The sequence below is a fragment of the Streptomyces sp. NPDC088124 genome, from assembly GCF_040685895.1.
GTDB lineage: Bacteria > Actinomycetota > Actinomycetes > Streptomycetales > Streptomycetaceae > Streptomyces.
This window is the reverse complement of sequence record NZ_JBFBJB010000021.1, coordinates 1-17,525: the sequence shown is the minus strand read 5'-3', so window position 1 is coordinate 17,525 and position 17,525 is coordinate 1. Positions and strand designations below refer to the sequence as shown.

Sequence of the window (17,525 nt, the reverse complement as noted above, 5' to 3'; positions counted from 1 at the left end):
GTGCCACACGGCACCGGGCCCGCACCGGAGCCCGCGCCGGACGCTCCTGGACCGGACGCTCCTAGAGGCTGGACGGGACCGTCTTCTCGACGGCGTCGGCCAGCCCCGCGAGCGGGGTGGAGTCATGGGAGAACCGCGAGTCCATCGTGACCTCCACATAGGTCTGGCGGTACGTCGTGGTGAACCGCGGCCCCGAGTCCCGCTCCTCCAGCATCCAGTTGACGCCGTCCGCGTCGATGCCCTGCGCCTGCGGATCGTTCATCTCCGCGGGCCGGGGCACTCCGCAGCGCAGTACGATCGCGCCGTCCCCCCACCCGGCGGTCAGTTCGGAGCCCGGCTCGGGATCACCGCGGCCGAGGTCCGCGAGCGTGTCGGGCAGCTCCTTGTGCAGGGCGCGGCAGAGGGTCGCCTCCTGCCGGGAGGGAGTGGGAACCGTGACCGACACCGCCGCGTCCGTGGAGGAACAGCCCGCCGCCGCCGACAGAAGAACGGCGACGGCGGGAAGGCGGGCGAACGCACGGCCGGATAGCCTGCGGCTGGGAAGCGGGCGACGGGAACGTATCACCGGCCAAGCGTAGACGGGGGCGGTCTAGAGATGTACGACCGGGCAGGTCAGGGTGCGGGTGATGCCTTCTACTTGCTGGACCTTGGCGACGACCATGCGGCCGAGCTCATCGACGGTGTCCGCCTGAGCCCGCACGATCACGTCGTAAGGACCGGTGACGTCCTCGGCCTGGATCACTCCCGGAATCTTTGCGATGGTCTCGGCGACGGTCGTCGCCTTGCCCACCTCGGTCTGAATAAGGATGTACGCCTGTACCACGGAACCTCCAGGGCGGCCACGAGGATCATGTGGGGGAAAGAGACGCCACGGTATCGCGTCGCCGCGGGCCGCGGGGAGACCTGGGGGCCCGGTGGCGCCCGCGGGGTGGCGCACGGAAATCCATGTTGACGTGTGCGGGTGCCATGCGCGCGCGACGTACGGGGCGGGGCGCGGCCCACGCGCCGTGCCCCGTGGGCGTGGTCCGGCGCACGGCCTTGTTGACGTGCCCGATGACGGGTGTGGACAGCAGTAGGGGACCGCGACCGCAGACGCGGCCCGGCGAAGAGTGAAGAGAAGCGAAGAGAAGGGGAGACTCGGTGAAGGGAACCGTGGGCGAGTTGGGGGAGTTCGGGCTCATCAGAGAGCTGACGTCCCGGCTCACCACCACCCCGGCGGTGCGGCTCGGGCCGGGCGACGACGCCGCGGTCGTGGCGGCCCCCGACCGCAGGGTCGTGGCGAGTACGGATCTGCTCCTCGAAGGGCGGCACTTCCGCCGCGACTGGTCGACGGCGTACGACGTGGGCCGCAAGGCCGCCGCGCAGAACCTCGCCGACATCGCGGCGATGGGCGCGGTGCCGACCGCGCTGCTGCTCGGTCTCGTGGTGCCGGCCGAACTGCCGGTCACCTGGCCCACCGAGCTGATGGACGGCATCCGGGACGAGTGCCAGGTCGCGGGGGCGGCCGTGGTCGGCGGCGACGTGGTGCGCGGCGACTCGATCACCATCGCGATCACCGCGCTGGGCGATCTGCGCAACCACGAGCCGGTGACCCGCTCCGGCGCCCGGCCCGGCGATGTCGTCGCCTACACCGGGTGGTTGGGCTGGTCGGCCGCGGGGCACGCGGTGCTCTCGCGCGGCTTCCGCTCGCCCCGCGCCTTCGTGGAGGCGCACCGCAGGCCGGAGCCGCCGTACCACGCGGGCCCGGCGGCGGCCGGACTCGGCGCCACCGCGATGACCGATGTCAGCGACGGGCTGGTCGCGGACCTCGGGCACATCGCGGAGGCGAGCCAGGTCCGTATCGACCTGCGCTCCGGTCTGATCGACATCCCCTCGCAGATGAACGACATCGGCCAGGCGGTCGGCGTCGATCCGCTCCAGTGGGTGCTGACCGGGGGAGAGGATCACGCGATCGTCGCGACGTTCCCCGCGGACGCGAAGCTTCCGGCGCGCTGGAAGGTGATCGGGGAGGTGCTCAATCCCTCCGCGCTGCCCCAGGTGACGGTCGACGGCGCCCCGTGGACCAGCAAGGGCGGCTGGGACCACTTCGGCGACATCGAGGACACGTAGATTCGTGGGCATGTCGAAAACCGTGTCCGCGCCGCCCCGTGTGCTCACCGTCGCCGGATCCGACTCCGGCGGCGGTGCGGGCGTCCAGGCGGATCTCAAGACGATGCTGGCCCTCGGCGCGCACGGCATGAGCGTGCTCACCGCCGTCACGGCGCAGAATTCCCGGGGCGTCCAGGGCGCCTGGGAACTGCCGGTGGAGGCGGTGCGGGCGCAGTACCGCAGCGTCGTCGACGACATCGGGGTGCAGGCCGTGAAGACCGGCATGCTCTCCTCCGCCGTCCTCGTCGACGCCGTGGCGGAACTGCTCGCGGAGACCGGTGTCCCCGTGGTCGTCGACCCGGTCGGGGTCTCCAAGCACGGTGATCCGCTGCTGGCCGCCTCGGCGCTGGACGGCGTACGGAAGCGGCTGCTGCCGACCGCGACGGTCGCCACCCCGAACCTGGACGAGGTGGCGCAGCTCACCGGCGTACGGGTGGCGGACGAGGCGGATCTGCGGCGCGCGGCCCACGCCGTCCTGGAGTTCGGGCCCCGCTGGGCCCTGATCAAGGGCGGGCATCTGCCGGGCGACGCGGTGGACCTGCTGACCGACGGTACCGAGGAGCACTGGCTGCGGGCGCCGCGCCACGACAACCGGCACACGCACGGCACCGGGTGCACCTACGCGTCGGCGATCGCCGCCGGCCTGGCCGGCGGGCAGGACGTGGTGGCGGCCGTCGGGGCGGCCAAGGAGTACGTGACGGGCGCGATCGCGCACGGCTTCGCGCTGGGCGCGGGGATCGGGCCGGTGGACCACGCCTGGCGGTTCCGGGCCTGAGGCGGCGTACCGACCTGGAGCGGCGGCGCCCCGCCCGGACATGGCAAAGAGCCGGTCCACCGAGGTGGACCGGCTCTTCAAGGCAACCGCAGGGGCTGCGCTACGACGCAGGCGTCAGCGCGAGACCTTGCCGGCCTTGATGCACGATGTGCAGACATTGAGGCGCTTCGGCGTCCGACCGACCACGGCACGCACGCGCTGGATGTTCGGGTTCCAGCGACGGGGCGTACGGCGGTGCGAGTGGGAAATGCTGTTGCCGAAGCCCGGCCCCTTGCCACAGACGTCGCAGTTGGCAGCCACGGGTCACTCCAAAGACTTCAGATGCTCGTACAGAGAAATCCGGCGTGGCTGGATCAACGAAACGAATCAGAACGAATCGATGGCGTCGACGTCGCTTTACCGGGGGATTGGCCCGACTCTCACCGGGCAACCGCAGCAGCATACAACGACTGCCTCGGTAGCCGGAAACTATACCCTTCTCGCAACACCCCAGCCGACGGAGGAGGACCCCGCAGGTGCCGCAGACCCTCGACGCCGCAGCGGTGCGGAGCTGGTGCGCGCTGGCGCTGGAGGCCCTCGGCCGGGAGCGCGAGGAGATCGACGCGATCAATGTCTTTCCGGTCGCGGACGGTGACACCGGCACCAACCTCTATCTGACCGTGGAGTCCGCCGCGCAGGCGGTCGAGGCGGTGTTCGCCGCGCACGAGACGAGCGCCTCGGTGCCCGCTCCGGCCGACGCCGTACGAGCCATGGCGCACGGCGCGCTGATCGGCGCCCGGGGTAATTCCGGGACGATCCTGGCGCAGCTGCTGCGCGGGATGGCCGAGGTGCTGGCGGACGGGGAGCCGCGCGGAGCGGCGCCCGGCGAGGCACGGGGCGAGGGGAAGGGCGCGGGGGACCCGGGGGACGGCGGACGCCGGCTGGTCCTGGCGCTGCGCCGCGCCGACGAGCTGGCGCGCGAGGCCGTCGCGCACCCCGTGGAGGGCACGATCCTGAGCGTGGCGAGCGCCGCCGCGGACGCGGCGGGGACGGCGGCGCGCGCGGACGGTGCGCACGGCGCGGGGACGGCCGAGGCCGTACGGGCCGCGTACGCGGGCGCTCGCACCGCGCTCGACGCCACCACGGGCCAGCTCGACGTGCTCGGCCGCGCGGGCGTCGTCGACGCGGGCGGCCGGGGGCTCCTCACGGTGCTGGGCGCCCTGGTGCGCTGCCTCACGGGCGACGCGCCCGCGCCCTTCCCGGCGGGGCACCGCCGCCGGGAGAACCCCGCCGGGGCGGACTCCGCCGCCGAGGCGTGCGACGCGGAAGGCGGGCCCGCCTTCGAGGTGATCTATCTGCTGGAGGCGGACGACGCCGCCGTGGCCCGGCTGCGGGCCCGGCTCGACGGGCTCGGGAACTCCCTGGTGATCGTCGGCGGCGACGGGCTGTGGAACGTGCACGTCCATGTCGACGACGCCGGCGCCGCCGTGGAGGCGGGCGTCGAGGCGGGCCGTCCGTACCGCATCCGCATCACCCACTTCGTCGCCGCCGCGGAGGAGTCGCGCGTCCAGCGCGCCGTCGTCGCGGTCGTCCCCGGCGAGGGCCTCGCCGGGCTCTGCGCCGAGGCCGGCGCGACGACCGTCCTCGCGCGCCCCGGGGAGCCGCCCGCCAGCGGAGAACTCGTCGAGGCGATCCGGCGCGCGCACGCCCGCGAGGTGGTCCTCATGCCGAACGACGAGGCGCTGCGGCACACCGCGGCCGCCGCCGCGGAGCAGGCCCGTACCGAAGGCGTACGCGTGGCCCTCATCCCGACCAGGGCCGCCGTCCAGGGCATCGCCGCGCTCGCCGTGCACCAGCCCGACCGCCGCTTCGACGAGGACGTCGTCGCGATGACCAGCGCCGCCGGCGCCACCCGCTACGCCGAACTGGCCGTCGCGGAGCGCCAGTCCTGGACCATGGCGGGCATCTGCCAGGCCGGGGACGTCCTCGGCCTGATCGACGGGGACGTCGCGGTCATCGGCTCCGATCTCGCCGCCACGGCCGAGACGGTGCTCTCCCGGATGCTCTCGGCGGGCGGTGAACTCGTGACCCTCGTCCTCGGGGAGGACGTACCCGAGACGCTCGCCGCCCGTCTGGAGAGCTACGTACGCGAGGGGCACCTCGCCGTCGACACGGTGGTCTACCGGGGCGGCCGGCAGTCCGCGCCGCTCCTCGTCGGCGTGGAGTGACCCGTCATGGAGTGACCCGGCGGGGAGTGACCCGGCGGGCAGCGGCTCGGCGCGGAGCGCCGCCGGGGCCGGTCCCGGCGGCACGGCCGCGACCTGCGGAAACCCGGGGGTGCGCGACGGTTGTCAGTGATGTGGTGTGCAATGGATCGCGTGTCCGCGCTGGATGAACCACTCAAGAAGTCGCTCGGCCCCGCCACCGCGAAGGTGATGGCCGAACACCTCGGCCTGCACACGGTCGGTGACCTGCTCCACCACTACCCACGGCGGTACGAGGAGCGCGGCCAGCTCACCACGCTCGCCGAACTCCCGCTGGACGAGGACGTGACGGTGGTCGCCCAGGTCGCGGACTCCCGGATCCTCACGTTCAACCACGGCCGCGGTCAGCGCCTGGAGATCACCCTCACCGACGGCAGCGGCCGGCTCCAGCTCGTCTTCTTCGGCCGCGGACTCCACAAGCCGCACAAGGAACTCCCGCCCGGCAGCCGCGGCATGTTCGCCGGCAAGGTCTCCGTCTTCAACCGCAAGCTCCAGCTCGCGCACCCGACGTACGTCCCGCTCGGGCCGACGGCGGACTCCGGCGCCGTGGACGAGGACGACGCCGCGAGCGCCGTGAACGCCTTCGCGGGCAAGCTGATCCCGATCTACCCGGCCTGCAAGGGGCTGGAGTCCTGGAAGATCACCAAAGCGGTGGACGCCGTCCTGCCGCGCGCCGTGGAGGCCGCCGACCCGCTGCCGCCCGCGCTGCGCGAGGGACGCGGCTTCGTCCCGCTGCCGGAGGCGCTGCTCAAGGTCCACCGGCCCGAGACGAAGGCGGACATCGAGGACGCCCGGGCCCGGCTGAAGTGGGACGAGGCGTTCGTCCTCCAGGTCGCGCTGGCCCGGCGGCGGTACGCGGACACCCAGCTCCCCGCCGTGGCCCGCGAGCCGGTGGCGGGCGGACTGCTCGACACCTTCGACGCCGGACTGCCGTTCACGCTCACGGAGGGCCAGCGGAAGGTCACCGCCGAGATCTTCGCCGATCTCGCCACCGAACACCCCATGCACCGGCTGCTCCAGGGCGAGGTCGGCTCCGGCAAGACGCTCGTCGCGCTGCGCGCGATGCTCACGGTCGTGGACGCGGGCGGCCAGGCCGCGCTGCTGGCGCCCACCGAGGTCCTCGCGCAGCAGCACCACCGGTCCATCACGGAGATGATGGGCGAGCTGGCCCAGGGCGGGATGCTGGGCGGCGCGGAGAACGCCACGAAGGTGGTGCTGCTCACCGGCTCCATGGGCACCGCCGGGCGCCGTCAGGCACTGCTCGACCTGGTCACGGGCGAGGCCGGGATGGTGATCGGCACGCACGCGCTGATCGAGGACAAGGTGCGCTTCCACGACCTGGGGCTGGTCGTCGTGGACGAGCAGCACCGCTTCGGCGTGGAGCAGCGCGACGCGCTGCGCTCCAAGGGCAAGCAGCCGCCGCATCTGCTGGTCATGACGGCCACCCCCATTCCCCGGACGGTCGCCATGACCGTCTTCGGTGACCTGGAGACCTCCGTTCTGGACCAGCTCCCGGCGGGGCGCTCGCCGATCGCCAGCCATGTCGTCCCCGCGCAGGACAAGCCGCACTTCCTCGCCCGTGCCTGGGAGCGGGTGCGCGAGGAGGTCGGCAAGGGGCACCAGGCGTACGTGGTCTGCCCCCGCATCGGCGACGACGAGGACGAGAAGAACGGGAAGGGCGGCAAGAACGGCAAGGGCGGCAAGAAGGCGTCCGCGGCCAAGGGGAAGGCCGCGGAGGACGCCGAGAAGCGACCCCCGCTCGCGGTCCTGGAGGTCGCGGAGCAGCTGGTGGCGGGGGTGCTGGCCGGGCTCCGCGTCGAGGTCCTGCACGGCCGTATGCAGCCGGACGACAAGGACGCCGTGATGCGCCGCTTCGCCGCGGGCGAGGTGGACGTCCTCGTCGCGACGACGGTCATCGAGGTCGGGGTGAACGTCCCCAACGCCACGGCGATGGTGATCATGGACGCCGACCGGTTCGGCGTCTCCCAGCTCCACCAGTTGCGCGGCCGGGTCGGCCGCGGCGCGGCCCCCGGTCTCTGCCTCCTGGTCACCGACATGCCGGAGGCGAGCCCCGCCAGGGCCCGGCTCGGCGCGGTCGCCGCCACGCTCGACGGCTTCGAACTGTCCCGGATCGACCTCGAACAGCGGCGTGAGGGCGATGTGCTGGGCCAGGCCCAGTCCGGTGTGCGGTCCTCGCTGCGGATGCTCGCCGTCATCGAGGACGAGGAGATCATCGCCGCCGCCCGCGAGGAGGCCGTGGCGGTGGTCGCCGCCGACCCGGAGCTGGCGTCCAGCCCCGAGCTGCGGACGGCGCTGGACGCGCTGCTGGACACGGAGCGCGAGCAGTTCCTCGACAAGGGCTGACCGACGCCGGCCGACCGGTCCGCGGGCACCGGCCGGACCCGGCCGGTGCGTACGCGATCGCGTACGCAATATCGTGGAGTCCGAGCGTCCGCCGCCGACAGCTCCGTCCACCCCAGCCCTCCCACGAACCGAGGACCCGACACCCATGACCCGCGTGATCGCCGGTGCCGCCGGCGGACGCCGGCTCGCCGTCCCGCCCGGCACCGGCACCCGCCCCACCTCCGACCGGGCGCGTGAGGGCCTCTTCTCCACCTGGCAGTCGCTCCTCGGCACCCTGGAGGGTGTCCGGATCGCCGATCTGTACGCCGGGTCCGGCGCCGTCGGCCTCGAAGCGCTCTCGCGCGGCGCCGCGCACGCCCTGCTCGTCGAGGCCGACGGCCGCGCCGCCCGCACCGTCCGCGAGAACGTCGCGGCGCTCGGACTGCCCGGGGCCGAGGTCCGTACCGGCAAGGCGGAGCAGATCGTCACGGGACCGGCCCCGGGGGACCCGTACGACCTGGTGTTCCTCGACCCGCCGTACGCCGTCACCGACGACGATCTTCGGGAGATCCTGCTCACACTGCGGACCGGGGGCTGGCTCCGCGACGACGCGGTCGCCACCGTGGAACGCAGCACCAGAGGCGGGGAATTCGGCTGGCCGGCAGGTTTCGTACCGCTGCGGTCCCGTCGTTACGGCGAGGGAACGCTTTGGTACGGTCGCGCCGCTTCTCGTTACGAAGACGCACCATGACCGGACCGGAGAGCGAGGGAGTTCAGTTGCGCCGCGCCGTCTGTCCGGGGTCCTTCGACCCCATCACCAATGGACATCTCGACATCATCGCCCGCGCCTCCAAGCTGTACGACGTCGTACACGTCGCGGTGATGATCAACCAGTCCAAGAAAGGGCTGTTCACGATCGAGGAACGGATCGAACTGATCCGGGAGGTCACCGCCGAGTTCGGCAATGTCGAGGTGGAGTCCTTCCACGGCCTTCTCGTGGACTTCTGCAAAGAGCGCGACATCCCGGCCATCGTCAAGGGACTGCGGGCCGTCAGCGACTTCGACTACGAGTTGCAGATGGCCCAGATGAACAACGGGCTCTCGGGCGTCGAGACCCTGTTCGTCCCCACCAACCCCACCTACAGCTTCCTCTCCTCCTCCCTGGTGAAGGAGGTGGCCACCTGGGGCGGCGACGTCTCCCACCTGCTGCCTCCCGCCGTCCACACCGCGATCATGGAGCGCCTCGGCAGGAAGTGACGGACCTGACCGCCCGTCACCCGGTGTCGGACGGACGCGGACTGGCCGTACAGTCGTTGCGTCCGTCTCCAAACCGGCCGAAAGAGTGGCGAGCACACGGTGGACGTGCAGAAGAAGCTCGACGAGATCGTCGACACGGTGGGCAACGCCCGCTCGATGCCCATGTCGGCGTCGTGCGTGGTCAACCGGGCGGAGCTGCTCGCGCTGCTCGAAGAGGTGCGGGACGCGCTGCCCGACTCGCTGGCCCAGGCGCAGGAGCTGATCGGCGGGCAGGAACAGCTCGCCGAACAGGCCCGCCAGGAGGCGGAGCGCATCATCGAGGGCGCACACGCCCAGCGCTCCACCCTGATCTCGGACACCGCGGTCGCCCGCCGCTCCCAGGAGGAGGCCGACCGTATCCTCGCCGAGGCCCGCAGGGAGGCCGAGGAGATCCGCGCCGAGGCGGACGACTACGTCGACTCCAAGCTCGCCAACTTCGAGGTCGTCCTCACCAAGACCATCGGCTCCGTCGACCGGGGCAGGGAGAAGCTCCTCGGCCGCTCCCCGGGCTCCGGCGAGGCGGGGTACGCGGGGGGCGATGACGACGACGCCCCGGAGTACAGCGCCGACCCCAGCACCCTGATCCGCCGGGCCGACGAGTACGTCGACGCCAAGATCGGCGCCTTCGAGGCCGTACTGACCAAGACCCTCGAAGCCGTCGGCCGGGGCCGGCAGAAGCTGCACGGCCGTACGGAGTCCGACGAGCTGGGCGCGCACATGGCCGCCCAGGACGCGGCGGGCCCCCAGGCGCACCTCAGCGATGCCGACTACCTGGCCGATCTCGCCGGCACCCCGAGGGAGGCACGCCAGGCGCCCGTGACGGCCCCGCAGCAGCCCACGGGTCCCACAGAGCCCGCTATGCCCGCCATGCCCCCTGTGCCCACGCAGCAGCCCTTCACGGACCCCGCCTACGCGCGGCAGCCCGCCGCCGCGGGCTACCAGGACGGCGGCAGCGGCTACGGCACGTCCGGCGGCTACCAGGACCCCGCGTACCCGGCGGCGGAGCCCGGCTACGGGGCGGGCTACCAGCAGGACACGTACGGCTACCAGCAGGACCCGTACCCGTACCAGCAGCAGGGGTACGGCCAGGACCAGGGCCAGGGGCAGCTCCAGGGCGCGCAGCAGGCCCAGGGATACGACCCGAACTACGGCTGGCAGCAACAGCAACAGACGGACGCGCGCCCCGCGCTCCCGGCCCTGCCCGCCGCCCCCGCCGACCAGCAGGGCTCCCTCGACGAGACCAGCTTCTTCGACACGAGCATGATCGACATCGAGCAGCTCCGCCGTTACGAACAGGGCCGCTGACCCGGCCGGCCCTCCGGGACCGGCGGCAGCCCGATTGGGTCTAGGGCGGCCGGTCCAGTACCCTGGTTCTTCGGCCGTGTGCATGTCCGCGGCTCAGGCTGCGCGCTTCGCTTCCGCGACGGTGGCGGCCCTCTCTTCACGATCCGAAAGCGGGAACGGCCCTGAACGCGCGCCTCGACCACCACAACCCCCTCGTGTTCGACACACACGAGCTGGGGCGGCGTCCTGGTGCGCTTCGGAAGCTGACCCGCTCGGTGCCCGCCCCGAAGGACTTCGGTATCGACGGGGTCATCGGAGCGCCCGAGGGCGCCCCGGTGGAGCTGGACCTCCGCATGGAGTCGGTCATGGAAGGGGTGCTCGTCACGGGCACCGCCCGTGTCACGGCCGAAGGGGAGTGCGTAAGGTGTCTGGAGCCGCTCGGCCAGGAAGTGGCGGCGGATTTCCAGGAGCTGTTCTCGTACCACGACACCGACGACCGGGGCCGCGTCCGCGCGGAGCCGGCCGACGATGCCGAGGACGACGAGGACACGCTCTTCATCGAGGACGGCCTGTTCGACCTCGAACCCGTGCTGCGTGATGCGGTGGTGCTCGCACTGCCGATGCAGCCGGTGTGCCGGGAGACCTGTGCCGGTCTGTGTTCCACATGTGGGATCAGGCTGGACGACAACCCGGACCACCACCACGACGCCGTCGACATCCGTTGGGCGGCATTGCAGGGACTCGCCGAGACCGTCAAGGACGGCGAGAAGGACAACATGGGCGGCGCCGAAGCGGGCGTCGACGAGAAGCAGGAGAAGTAGCCGTGGCTGTTCCGAAGCGGAAGATGTCGCGCAGCAACACGCGCCACCGCCGGTCGCAGTGGAAGGCTGCGGTCCCCAACCTGGTTTCGTGCGAGCGTTGCCAGGAGCCGAAGCTCCAGCACATCGCGTGCCCGAGCTGCGGCACCTACAACAAGCGCCAGGTCCTCGAGGTCTGAGCGGCTGGTGAGAGGCTCGATGTCTGAACTGTCCCCTGCCAAGAAGCAGACAGACACTGTCAGTACGGCCTCGTCCCACACGCTTCTGGAAGGGCGGCTCGGGTATCAGCTCGAGACCGCCCTTCTGGTGCGTGCGCTGACCCACCGCTCGTTCGCGTACGAGAACGGCGGTCTGCCCACCAACGAGCGGCTCGAATTCCTCGGGGACTCGGTGCTCGGTCTGGTGGTCACGGACACGCTGTACCGCATCCACCCCGACCTGCCCGAAGGCCAGCTGGCCAAGTTGCGGGCCGCGGTGGTCAACTCGCGTGCGCTGGCGGAAGTGGGCCGCGGCCTCCAACTCGGCTCCTTCATCCGGCTCGGCCGGGGCGAAGAGGGCACGGGCGGCCGGGACAAGGCGTCCATTCTCGCCGACACCCTTGAAGCGGTGATCGGCGCCGTCTATCTCGACCAGGGCCTCGACGCGGCGTCCGAGCTGGTGCACCGGCTCTTCGACCCGCTGATCGAGAAGTCCTCGAATCTCGGGGCGGGCCTGGACTGGAAGACCAGTCTCCAGGAGCTGACCGCGGCGGAGGCCCTCGGCGTGCCCGAGTACCTCGTCACGGAGTCGGGACCCGACCACGAGAAGACCTTCACTGCTGCCGCCCGCGTCGGTGGTGTCTCGTACGGCACCGGCACCGGCCGCAGCAAGAAGGAAGCGGAGCAGCAGGCGGCGGAGTCCGCCTGGCGCTCGATCCGGGCCTCGGCCGACGCACGGGAAGCGGCGGCGAAGTCCGGCGCGGGCGAACCGGCTGCCGGGGGCGCGCCCCTCGGTGACGGTGACGGCGCGAAGGCCGTCGATGCCGCCCCGGCGGCGGACGCGGCTCAGGCGGCGGACGTGGCCCCGGCCTCGGACGCGGCCCCGGCGGATCCGGTTTCGGATCCCGTATCGGCCGATCCCGTATCGGCGGATGCGGCCGCGGACCCGGCTTCGGCGGAGGCGCCGACCTCCTGACCGTACGCCTGTCCGTACGTACGCTCCTTCATGGTGCGCCCCTCGCGTCGTCCGCGACCCGAGGGGCGTCTCCCGTTCACCGCCCCGTCCCCCTTCGTCGCCTTCGCGTTCCGTCGTTCCGAGGAGTCCCCGTGCCCGAGCTGCCCGAGGTCGAAGTCGTCCGGCGCGGACTCGAACGCTGGATCAGCGGCCGCACCGTCGCCGAGACCGAGGTGCTCCATCCGCGCGCGGTACGGCGCCACCTCGCGGGCGGTACGGACTTCGCGGGGCGCCTCAAGGGGCACACCATCGGTGTCGCGCGGCGCCGCGGCAAGTACCTGTGGCTGCCGCTCGCCGACAGCGACGCCTCGATCCTCGGCCATCTCGGGATGAGCGGTCAGCTCCTCGTCCAGCCCGAGACCGCGCCCGACGAGAAGCACCTGCGGATCCGCGTCCGCTTCGCCGACGAACTCGGCACCGAGCTGCGCTTCGTCGACCAGCGCACCTTCGGCGGCCTCTCGCTCCACGACAACACCCCCGAGGGTCTCCCGGACGCCATCGCGCACATCGCCCGCGACCCCCTGGACCCCGCCTTCGACGAGGACGCCTTCCTCGCCGCGCTCAAGCTGCGCCGTACGACCGTCAAGCGCGCCCTGCTCGACCAGTCACTCATCAGCGGCGTCGGCAACATCTACGCGGACGAGGCGCTCTGGCGCGCCCGGCTCCACTACGAACGCCCCACCGCGACGCTGCCCCGGCCGCGCGCCGCCGAACTGCTCGGCCACGCGCGCGACGTGATGAACGCGGCGCTGTCCGTCGGCGGAACGAGCTTCGACAGCCTGTACGTCAATGTGAACGGCGAGTCCGGCTACTTCGACCGGTCGCTCGACGCGTACGGACGCGAGGGCGAGCCGTGCGGCCGCTGCGGGACCCCGATCCGCCGGCGCCCCTGGATGAACCGGTCCAGCTACTTCTGCCCGCGCTGTCAGCGACCGCCGCGCGCCGTGTCGTAACGCTCCCGCGCCGCGAGCACCTCGGGCATCCGCCCCTCCACCAGGTGGATGAGGTCGAACAGCCGCTCGGCGACGTCCCGTCCCAGCGGTGTCAGTTCGTAGTCCACTCGCGGCGGATTGACCGGCTGCGCGTCGCGGCGTACGAGGCCGTCCCGCTCCAGGGCGTGCAGGGTCTGGGAGAGCATTTTCTCGCTCACTCCGTCGACGCGCCGCCGCAGTTCGTTGAAGCGGCAGCCACTTCGGTGGAGCGCGCCGAGGACGAGACCGCCCCAGCGGCCCGTCACATGCTCCAGCGCCCCGCGCGAGGGGCACTGCCGGGCGAACACGTCGAAGACATGCCCGCCGAGCGCGGCGTCAGCGGAGAAAGTGTCCATAACCGCACCCTACTACCGGTAAGCGCCACCCAGTGGGCGGCGCTTACTCCTGGTGCGTGTCTGCTGCTGTGTGTCTCCTGCTGTTGTGTACGCATCCCTGAAGTTGCCGCAGGAGCGGGACCGACGGGTCAGGGCGTCAGGAAGGTCTCAGAAGCCGAAGTTCTGCGTCCACCACGGGCCGCCGGAGCCGGTGTGCACCCCGACGCCGAGCCGGGTGTAGTCGCAGTTCAGTATGTTGGCGCGGTGGCCCTCGCTGTTCATCCAGGAGTCCATCACCGCCTGGGCCGTGGCCTGCCCCCGGGCTATGTTCTCGCCTCCGAGGCTCTTCACACCCGCCTGTTCCGCGCGGTCCCAGGGGGAGTCGCCGTCGGGGTCCGTGTGGTCGAAGAAGCCGCGCGCCGCCATGTCCTCGCTGAACGTCTGGGCCAGCGCGTTCAGGCTCGTGTCGGACTTCAGGGCGGCGCAGCCGGCCTTGGCCCGCTCCTGGTTGACCAGTGAGAGCACGGCCGACGCGGCGGACGAGGGCGCCGCCTGGGGCTGCTCGGCCGCGCGGTCCGTGGTCTGCGTCGGCGCCGGGGCCGGAGCCTCGTCCTCCTTGGCGGGTGAACCGGCGGAGCCCGCCGACCCGCCGGACTCCGTCTCCTTCGACGGGGCCTCGGTCTTCGGCTTCGGCGGCGCCGGGGCGGTCGTCGCCTTGGTCGGGGAGGAGGGGGCCGCGGGGGAGGGCGAGGCCGACTTCTTCTCCGGTCCCGTCGTCCGCTCCGCGCTGCGGCTGGGCTCCGCGGTCGTGTCACGCGTCGGATCCGCGGACGTGCCGCCCTGCTGCTGGAGCTCGGGCGCGCCCTCGCTGCGGATCTGCTCACCGGTGGTGCCGCCGCCGCTCACCGAGAACTGCCCGCCGCCGGGCAGCAGTCCGGAGGCGACCGCGACGGCGCCGACCGCCATCGCCGCGGAGGCGCCGAGCAGTCCCGTACGGACGGGCTTGGTGACCCGGCCCTTGCGGCGTGGCGTGGCGCCGGGGTCGGCCGCGGGGCCCTCAGGGGATTCGACAGGTGCGCCGGGGGCGGCGGAGCGTCGGTGGCGTCCCATCTGTGGTGCCTTCCTCAGTTTCGACGGCAACGTTACTCACTCGTATGAGTGAGGCTCATTGCGACCGGACTGTACGGCATGGCCCGTGGGGGCGCCGGGCCCGCGGACCAATTGGCCGATTACTTTTGCGCGTATGAAAGAAGATGTACGACTCACGGCTTGGGTACGCGGCCGAGTACAAGGAGTTGGCTTCCGCTGGTTCACCAGGGCGAACGCACTGGAGATCGGCGGCCTCACCGGATTCGCCCTCAATCTGGACGACGGCAGGGTGCAGATCGTCGCGGAGGGGCCGCGTGACAATTGCCACCGCCTGCTGGAGTGGCTGCGCTCCGCCGACACACCCGGGAGAGTGGACGGAGTCACTGAGATCTGGGACACCCCGCGGGGTGGTTACGAGGGTTTCGCGATCCGGTGACGCGATGGCCCCGCCGGGCGGTCCACATGGCCGGGACATGCCACCGGCATGTGTGACTCTCCGCGATGACCAGCGATGACCTGGCGGTTGCCAGGAACGGCCGGCTGTGCGAGGCTGCCCGGTCAGTGACGATCCGGGCGCGCCCCGGGCTCCGGAGAGAGCGCCCGCCGCGCAGGCCACGGGCCCGCGCCGCCGGGCCGCCCGTCGGTACGGGCTGTGATCGTGTTGACCGTCAAACTTTTTGGTGAGACTCTGGAATCCCCGCGCACCTTAGCTGTTTGGCAGTAAGAACCGCAGTGACGAACAAGCACTGCCAGGCACCGCGGGTGCGATTTCCCTCACGACCCACACCGCATTCGGTCGGTCACTCAGTGTGGAGGACCATTCATCATGGCAAAGGCGCTTCTCGGTTATGTCGGCGGTTCCGACCCGCGACTCCTCGCCGAGATGCGACGGCTTCAGCAGCGCGTCCAGGACCTCGAATCCGAGCTCGTACGGATCCAGTCCGAGAACGACGTGCTGAATGCGGCTGTCGCACAGCACCCCGGAGAGTCGCTGCTCAACGGCATGGACATTGACGTACCCCAGGCGGAGCCGGCGCTCACCTGACGGCAGCCCCCGTCGGGGCCGGGTGAGAAAGACTCTCGCAAGATATGCAAGGGACGCTTCGGCGTCCCTTCTTTCTTTCCATCTTCCCCTGTACGAAGCTTTGTTGGCGTTGCCACGCCTTTCTTAACGTCTGATGTGCCCTGCGCGTTCCACGGTGAAACCGCCGACGGACGATCCGGGGCGGGTAGAGTCCGGCGGCGTGCACCTCAAGGCCATGACCCTGCGCGGGTTCAAATCCTTCGCCTCCGCCACGACGCTGCGCTTCGAGCCCGGGATCACCTGCGTCGTGGGCCCGAACGGCTCCGGGAAATCCAATGTGGTGGACGCGCTCTCCTGGGTCATGGGGGAGCAGGGGGCGAAGTCGCTGCGCGGCGGGAAAATGGAGGACGTGATCTTCGCCGGCACGACCGGGCGCCCCGCGCTCGGCCGCGCGGAGGTCTCTCTCACGATCGACAACTCCGACGGCGCGCTCCCGATCGAGTACGCCGAGGTCACCGTTACGCGGATCATGTTCCGCAACGGCGGCAGCGAATACCAGCTCAATGGCGACACCTGCCGGTTGCTCGATATTCAGGAACTGCTCTCCGACTCCGGTATCGGCCGCGAGATGCACGTGATCGTCGGACAGGGGCAGCTCGACTCCGTGCTCCACGCCGATCCGATGGGCCGCCGCGCATTCATCGAAGAAGCCGCCGGAGTGCTCAAGCACCGCAAGCGGAAAGAGAAGGCGCTGCGGAAGCTGGAGGCGATGAAGGCGAATCTCGCCCGCGTCCAGGACCTGACGGACGAGCTGCGCCGTCAGCTCAAGCCGCTCGGCCGGCAGGCCGCGGTCGCCCGGCGCGCCGCCGTCATCCAGGCCGACCTGCGCGACGCCCGGCTGCGGCTGCTCGCGGACGATCTGGTGCGGCTGCGCGAGGCACTGCGCGCGGAGATCGCCGACGAGGCCGAGCTGAAGAGCCGCAAGGAGGACGCGGAGCGCAGACTGAAGGCCGCGCTGAGCCGTGAGGCGGAGCTGGAGGAGGAGGTACGGCGGCTCGCGCCGCGCCTGCGGAAAGCCCAGCAGACGTGGTACGAGCTGTCGCAGCTCGCCGAGCGGGTGCGCGGCACCGTCTCGCTGGCCGAGGCGCGGGTCACCAGCGCCACCAGCGCCCCCGAGGAGGAGCGGCGCGGACGTGACCCCGAGGACATGGAGCGTGAGGCCGCCCGGATCCGCGAGCAGGAGGCCGAGCTGACCGCCGCGCTGGAGGCGGCCGAGCACGCGCGCGAGGACACCGTCGCCCACCGCGCCGAACTGGAACGGGAACTCGCCGCGGAGGAACGCCGCCTGCGGGACGCCGCCCGCGCCCTCGCGGACCGCCGCGAGGGCCTGGCCCGGCTGCACGGCCAGGTCACCGCGGCGCGCGGCCGGGCCGCCTCGGCCCAGGCGGAGATCGGCCGCCTCGCCGCGGCCCGGGACGAGGCACGGGAGCGCGCCGCCCTGGCACAGGAGGAGTACGAGCAGCTCAAGGCCGAGGTCGACGGCCTCGACGCGGAGGACGACGCGCTCGCGGAGCGGTACGAGGACGCCCGGCGCGCGCTCTTTGACGCGGAGACGGAGCAGAGCGCGGCCCGCGACGCCGCGACCACGGCGGAGCGTGAGCGCGCGGCTCTGAGCGCCCGCCATGACGCCCTCGCCCTGGGACTGCGCCGCAAGGACGGCACCGGGGCGCTGCTGGGTGCCCGCGACCGGGTGACCGGCCTGCTGGGGCCCGCCGCGGAGCTGCTCACCGTCGCACCGGGGCAGGAGATCCCGGTCGCCGCGGCGCTGGGCGCGGCGGCCGACGCGATCGCGGTCAGCGGCCCCGCCGCGGCGGCGGATGCCCTGCGGCTGCTGCCCACGCACAGGAGCACGAGCCGGCCGCTGAAGTTCGTACGCCCGTTCCGGCCGGCGTCAACGGGGCGACCGCCATCGGCGCTCGTTCGCGTC

The 17,525-nt window shown here is 71.9% G+C and carries 19 protein-coding genes; 14 read left to right on the top strand and 5 right to left on the bottom strand.

Annotated features, from left to right (window positions below; all coding sequences use genetic code 11):
* Positions 1-61 precede the first annotated feature (61 nt).
* Both AB0P17_RS18775 and AB0P17_RS18770 read right to left on the bottom strand, forming a co-directional pair.
* Positions 62-562, bottom strand: a complete 501-nt coding sequence (locus tag AB0P17_RS18775; RefSeq protein WP_365812485.1) for a DUF3515 domain-containing protein — start codon at positions 560-562, stop codon at positions 62-64.
* A gap of 27 nt (positions 563-589) precedes the next feature.
* Positions 590-823 carry an Lrp/AsnC ligand binding domain-containing protein gene (locus tag AB0P17_RS18770; RefSeq protein WP_329823058.1) on the bottom strand — a complete coding sequence of 78 codons (234 nt, stop codon included), beginning with the start codon at positions 821-823 and terminating at the stop codon, positions 590-592.
* A gap of 317 nt (positions 824-1,140) precedes the next feature.
* Here AB0P17_RS18770 and AB0P17_RS18765 point away from each other — a divergent pair, with 317 nt between their 5' ends.
* The gene (locus AB0P17_RS18765; RefSeq protein WP_365812275.1) at positions 1,141-2,109 is read left to right on the top strand and encodes a thiamine-phosphate kinase; all 969 of its coding nucleotides are present in this window, start codon (positions 1,141-1,143) and stop codon (positions 2,107-2,109) included.
* Between the two features lie 10 nt (positions 2,110-2,119).
* Complete coding sequence (gene thiD, locus AB0P17_RS18760; RefSeq protein ID WP_365812274.1) at positions 2,120-2,923, top strand: bifunctional hydroxymethylpyrimidine kinase/phosphomethylpyrimidine kinase; 804 nt, start codon at positions 2,120-2,122, stop codon at positions 2,921-2,923.
* A gap of 114 nt (positions 2,924-3,037) precedes the next feature.
* Here thiD and rpmB read toward each other — a convergent pair whose 3' ends face one another.
* Complete coding sequence (gene rpmB / locus AB0P17_RS18755) at positions 3,038-3,223, bottom strand: 50S ribosomal protein L28 (RefSeq protein WP_028426177.1); 186 nt, start codon at positions 3,221-3,223, stop codon at positions 3,038-3,040.
* Positions 3,224-3,438: 215 nt separating this feature from the next.
* On the opposite strand from rpmB, the gene AB0P17_RS18750 reads away from it, so the two are divergent.
* From AB0P17_RS18750 to mutM, 9 genes are all read left to right on the top strand, one after another.
* Complete coding sequence (locus tag AB0P17_RS18750; RefSeq protein WP_365812272.1) at positions 3,439-5,130, top strand: DAK2 domain-containing protein; 1,692 nt, start codon at positions 3,439-3,441, stop codon at positions 5,128-5,130.
* Between the two features lie 141 nt (positions 5,131-5,271).
* Positions 5,272-7,530, top strand: coding sequence for an ATP-dependent DNA helicase RecG (gene recG / locus AB0P17_RS18745; RefSeq protein ID WP_365812270.1), 2,259 nt, complete (start codon positions 5,272-5,274; stop codon positions 7,528-7,530).
* A 145-nt stretch (positions 7,531-7,675) separates the two neighbouring features.
* Positions 7,676-8,260: a 16S rRNA (guanine(966)-N(2))-methyltransferase RsmD gene (rsmD, locus tag AB0P17_RS18740; RefSeq protein ID WP_365812268.1), complete on the top strand. Its 585-nt coding sequence runs from the start codon at positions 7,676-7,678 to the stop codon at positions 8,258-8,260.
* Positions 8,261-8,286: 26 nt separating this feature from the next.
* The gene (gene coaD / locus AB0P17_RS18735) at positions 8,287-8,766 is read left to right on the top strand and encodes a pantetheine-phosphate adenylyltransferase (protein WP_365812483.1); all 480 of its coding nucleotides are present in this window, start codon (positions 8,287-8,289) and stop codon (positions 8,764-8,766) included.
* 99 nt (positions 8,767-8,865) lie between these two features.
* The gene (locus AB0P17_RS18730; protein ID WP_365812267.1) at positions 8,866-10,110 is read left to right on the top strand and encodes an ATP synthase F0 subunit B; all 1,245 of its coding nucleotides are present in this window, start codon (positions 8,866-8,868) and stop codon (positions 10,108-10,110) included.
* Positions 10,111-10,271: 161 nt separating this feature from the next.
* A complete protein-coding gene (locus tag AB0P17_RS18725) occupies positions 10,272-10,910 on the top strand; it encodes a DUF177 domain-containing protein (protein ID WP_365812481.1) in 639 nt (212 codons plus the stop codon).
* Positions 10,911-10,912: 2 nt separating this feature from the next.
* On the top strand, positions 10,913-11,086 hold the full coding sequence (gene rpmF, locus AB0P17_RS18720; RefSeq protein ID WP_053675094.1) for a 50S ribosomal protein L32: 174 nt from the start codon (positions 10,913-10,915) through the stop codon (positions 11,084-11,086).
* Positions 11,087-11,105: 19 nt separating this feature from the next.
* A complete protein-coding gene (rnc, locus tag AB0P17_RS18715) occupies positions 11,106-12,080 on the top strand; it encodes a ribonuclease III (RefSeq protein ID WP_365812265.1) in 975 nt (324 codons plus the stop codon).
* A 131-nt stretch (positions 12,081-12,211) separates the two neighbouring features.
* Positions 12,212-13,072, top strand: a complete 861-nt coding sequence (gene mutM, locus AB0P17_RS18710; protein ID WP_365812264.1) for a bifunctional DNA-formamidopyrimidine glycosylase/DNA-(apurinic or apyrimidinic site) lyase — start codon at positions 12,212-12,214, stop codon at positions 13,070-13,072.
* Here mutM and AB0P17_RS18705 read toward each other — a convergent pair.
* Positions 13,045-13,446 carry a helix-turn-helix domain-containing protein gene (locus AB0P17_RS18705; RefSeq protein ID WP_365812262.1) on the bottom strand — a complete coding sequence of 134 codons (402 nt, stop codon included), beginning with the start codon at positions 13,444-13,446 and terminating at the stop codon, positions 13,045-13,047. The genes mutM and AB0P17_RS18705 overlap by 28 nt on opposite strands.
* Before the next feature lie 147 nt (positions 13,447-13,593).
* Complete coding sequence (locus AB0P17_RS18700) at positions 13,594-14,535, bottom strand: CAP domain-containing protein (protein WP_365812260.1); 942 nt, start codon at positions 14,533-14,535, stop codon at positions 13,594-13,596.
* A 133-nt stretch (positions 14,536-14,668) separates the two neighbouring features.
* Here AB0P17_RS18700 and AB0P17_RS18695 point away from each other — a divergent pair, with 133 nt between their 5' ends.
* The 3 genes from AB0P17_RS18695 to AB0P17_RS18685 form a co-directional block, all read left to right on the top strand.
* Entirely contained in the window at positions 14,669-14,950 is a 282-nt protein-coding gene (locus AB0P17_RS18695) for an acylphosphatase (protein ID WP_365812258.1), read from the top strand.
* Positions 14,951-15,340: 390 nt separating this feature from the next.
* Positions 15,341-15,559, top strand: a complete 219-nt coding sequence (locus tag AB0P17_RS18690) for a hypothetical protein (protein WP_365812256.1) — start codon at positions 15,341-15,343, stop codon at positions 15,557-15,559.
* 199 nt (positions 15,560-15,758) lie between these two features.
* A partial coding sequence (locus AB0P17_RS18685) for an AAA family ATPase (RefSeq protein ID WP_365812254.1) occupies positions 15,759-17,525 on the top strand: 1,767 nt, incomplete at its 3' end.

Excerpts from the sequence above, each read along its gene's own strand:
- AB0P17_RS18705 (WP_365812262.1), bottom strand. The coding sequence starts at position 13,446 with ATGGACACTTTCTCCGCTGACGCCGCGCTCGGCGGGCATGTCTTCGAC.
- rnc (WP_365812265.1), top strand. The coding sequence starts at position 11,106 with ATGTCTGAACTGTCCCCTGCCAAGAAGCAGACAGACACTGTCAGTACG.
- AB0P17_RS18695 (WP_365812258.1), top strand. The coding sequence starts at position 14,669 with ATGAAAGAAGATGTACGACTCACGGCTTGGGTACGCGGCCGAGTACAA.
- AB0P17_RS18700 (WP_365812260.1), bottom strand. The coding sequence starts at position 14,535 with ATGGGACGCCACCGACGCTCCGCCGCCCCCGGCGCACCTGTCGAATCC.
- thiD (WP_365812274.1), top strand. The coding sequence starts at position 2,120 with ATGTCGAAAACCGTGTCCGCGCCGCCCCGTGTGCTCACCGTCGCCGGA.
- AB0P17_RS18690 (WP_365812256.1), top strand. The coding sequence starts at position 15,341 with ATGGCAAAGGCGCTTCTCGGTTATGTCGGCGGTTCCGACCCGCGACTC.
- rsmD (WP_365812268.1), top strand. The coding sequence starts at position 7,676 with ATGACCCGCGTGATCGCCGGTGCCGCCGGCGGACGCCGGCTCGCCGTC.
- recG (WP_365812270.1), top strand. The coding sequence starts at position 5,272 with ATGGATCGCGTGTCCGCGCTGGATGAACCACTCAAGAAGTCGCTCGGC.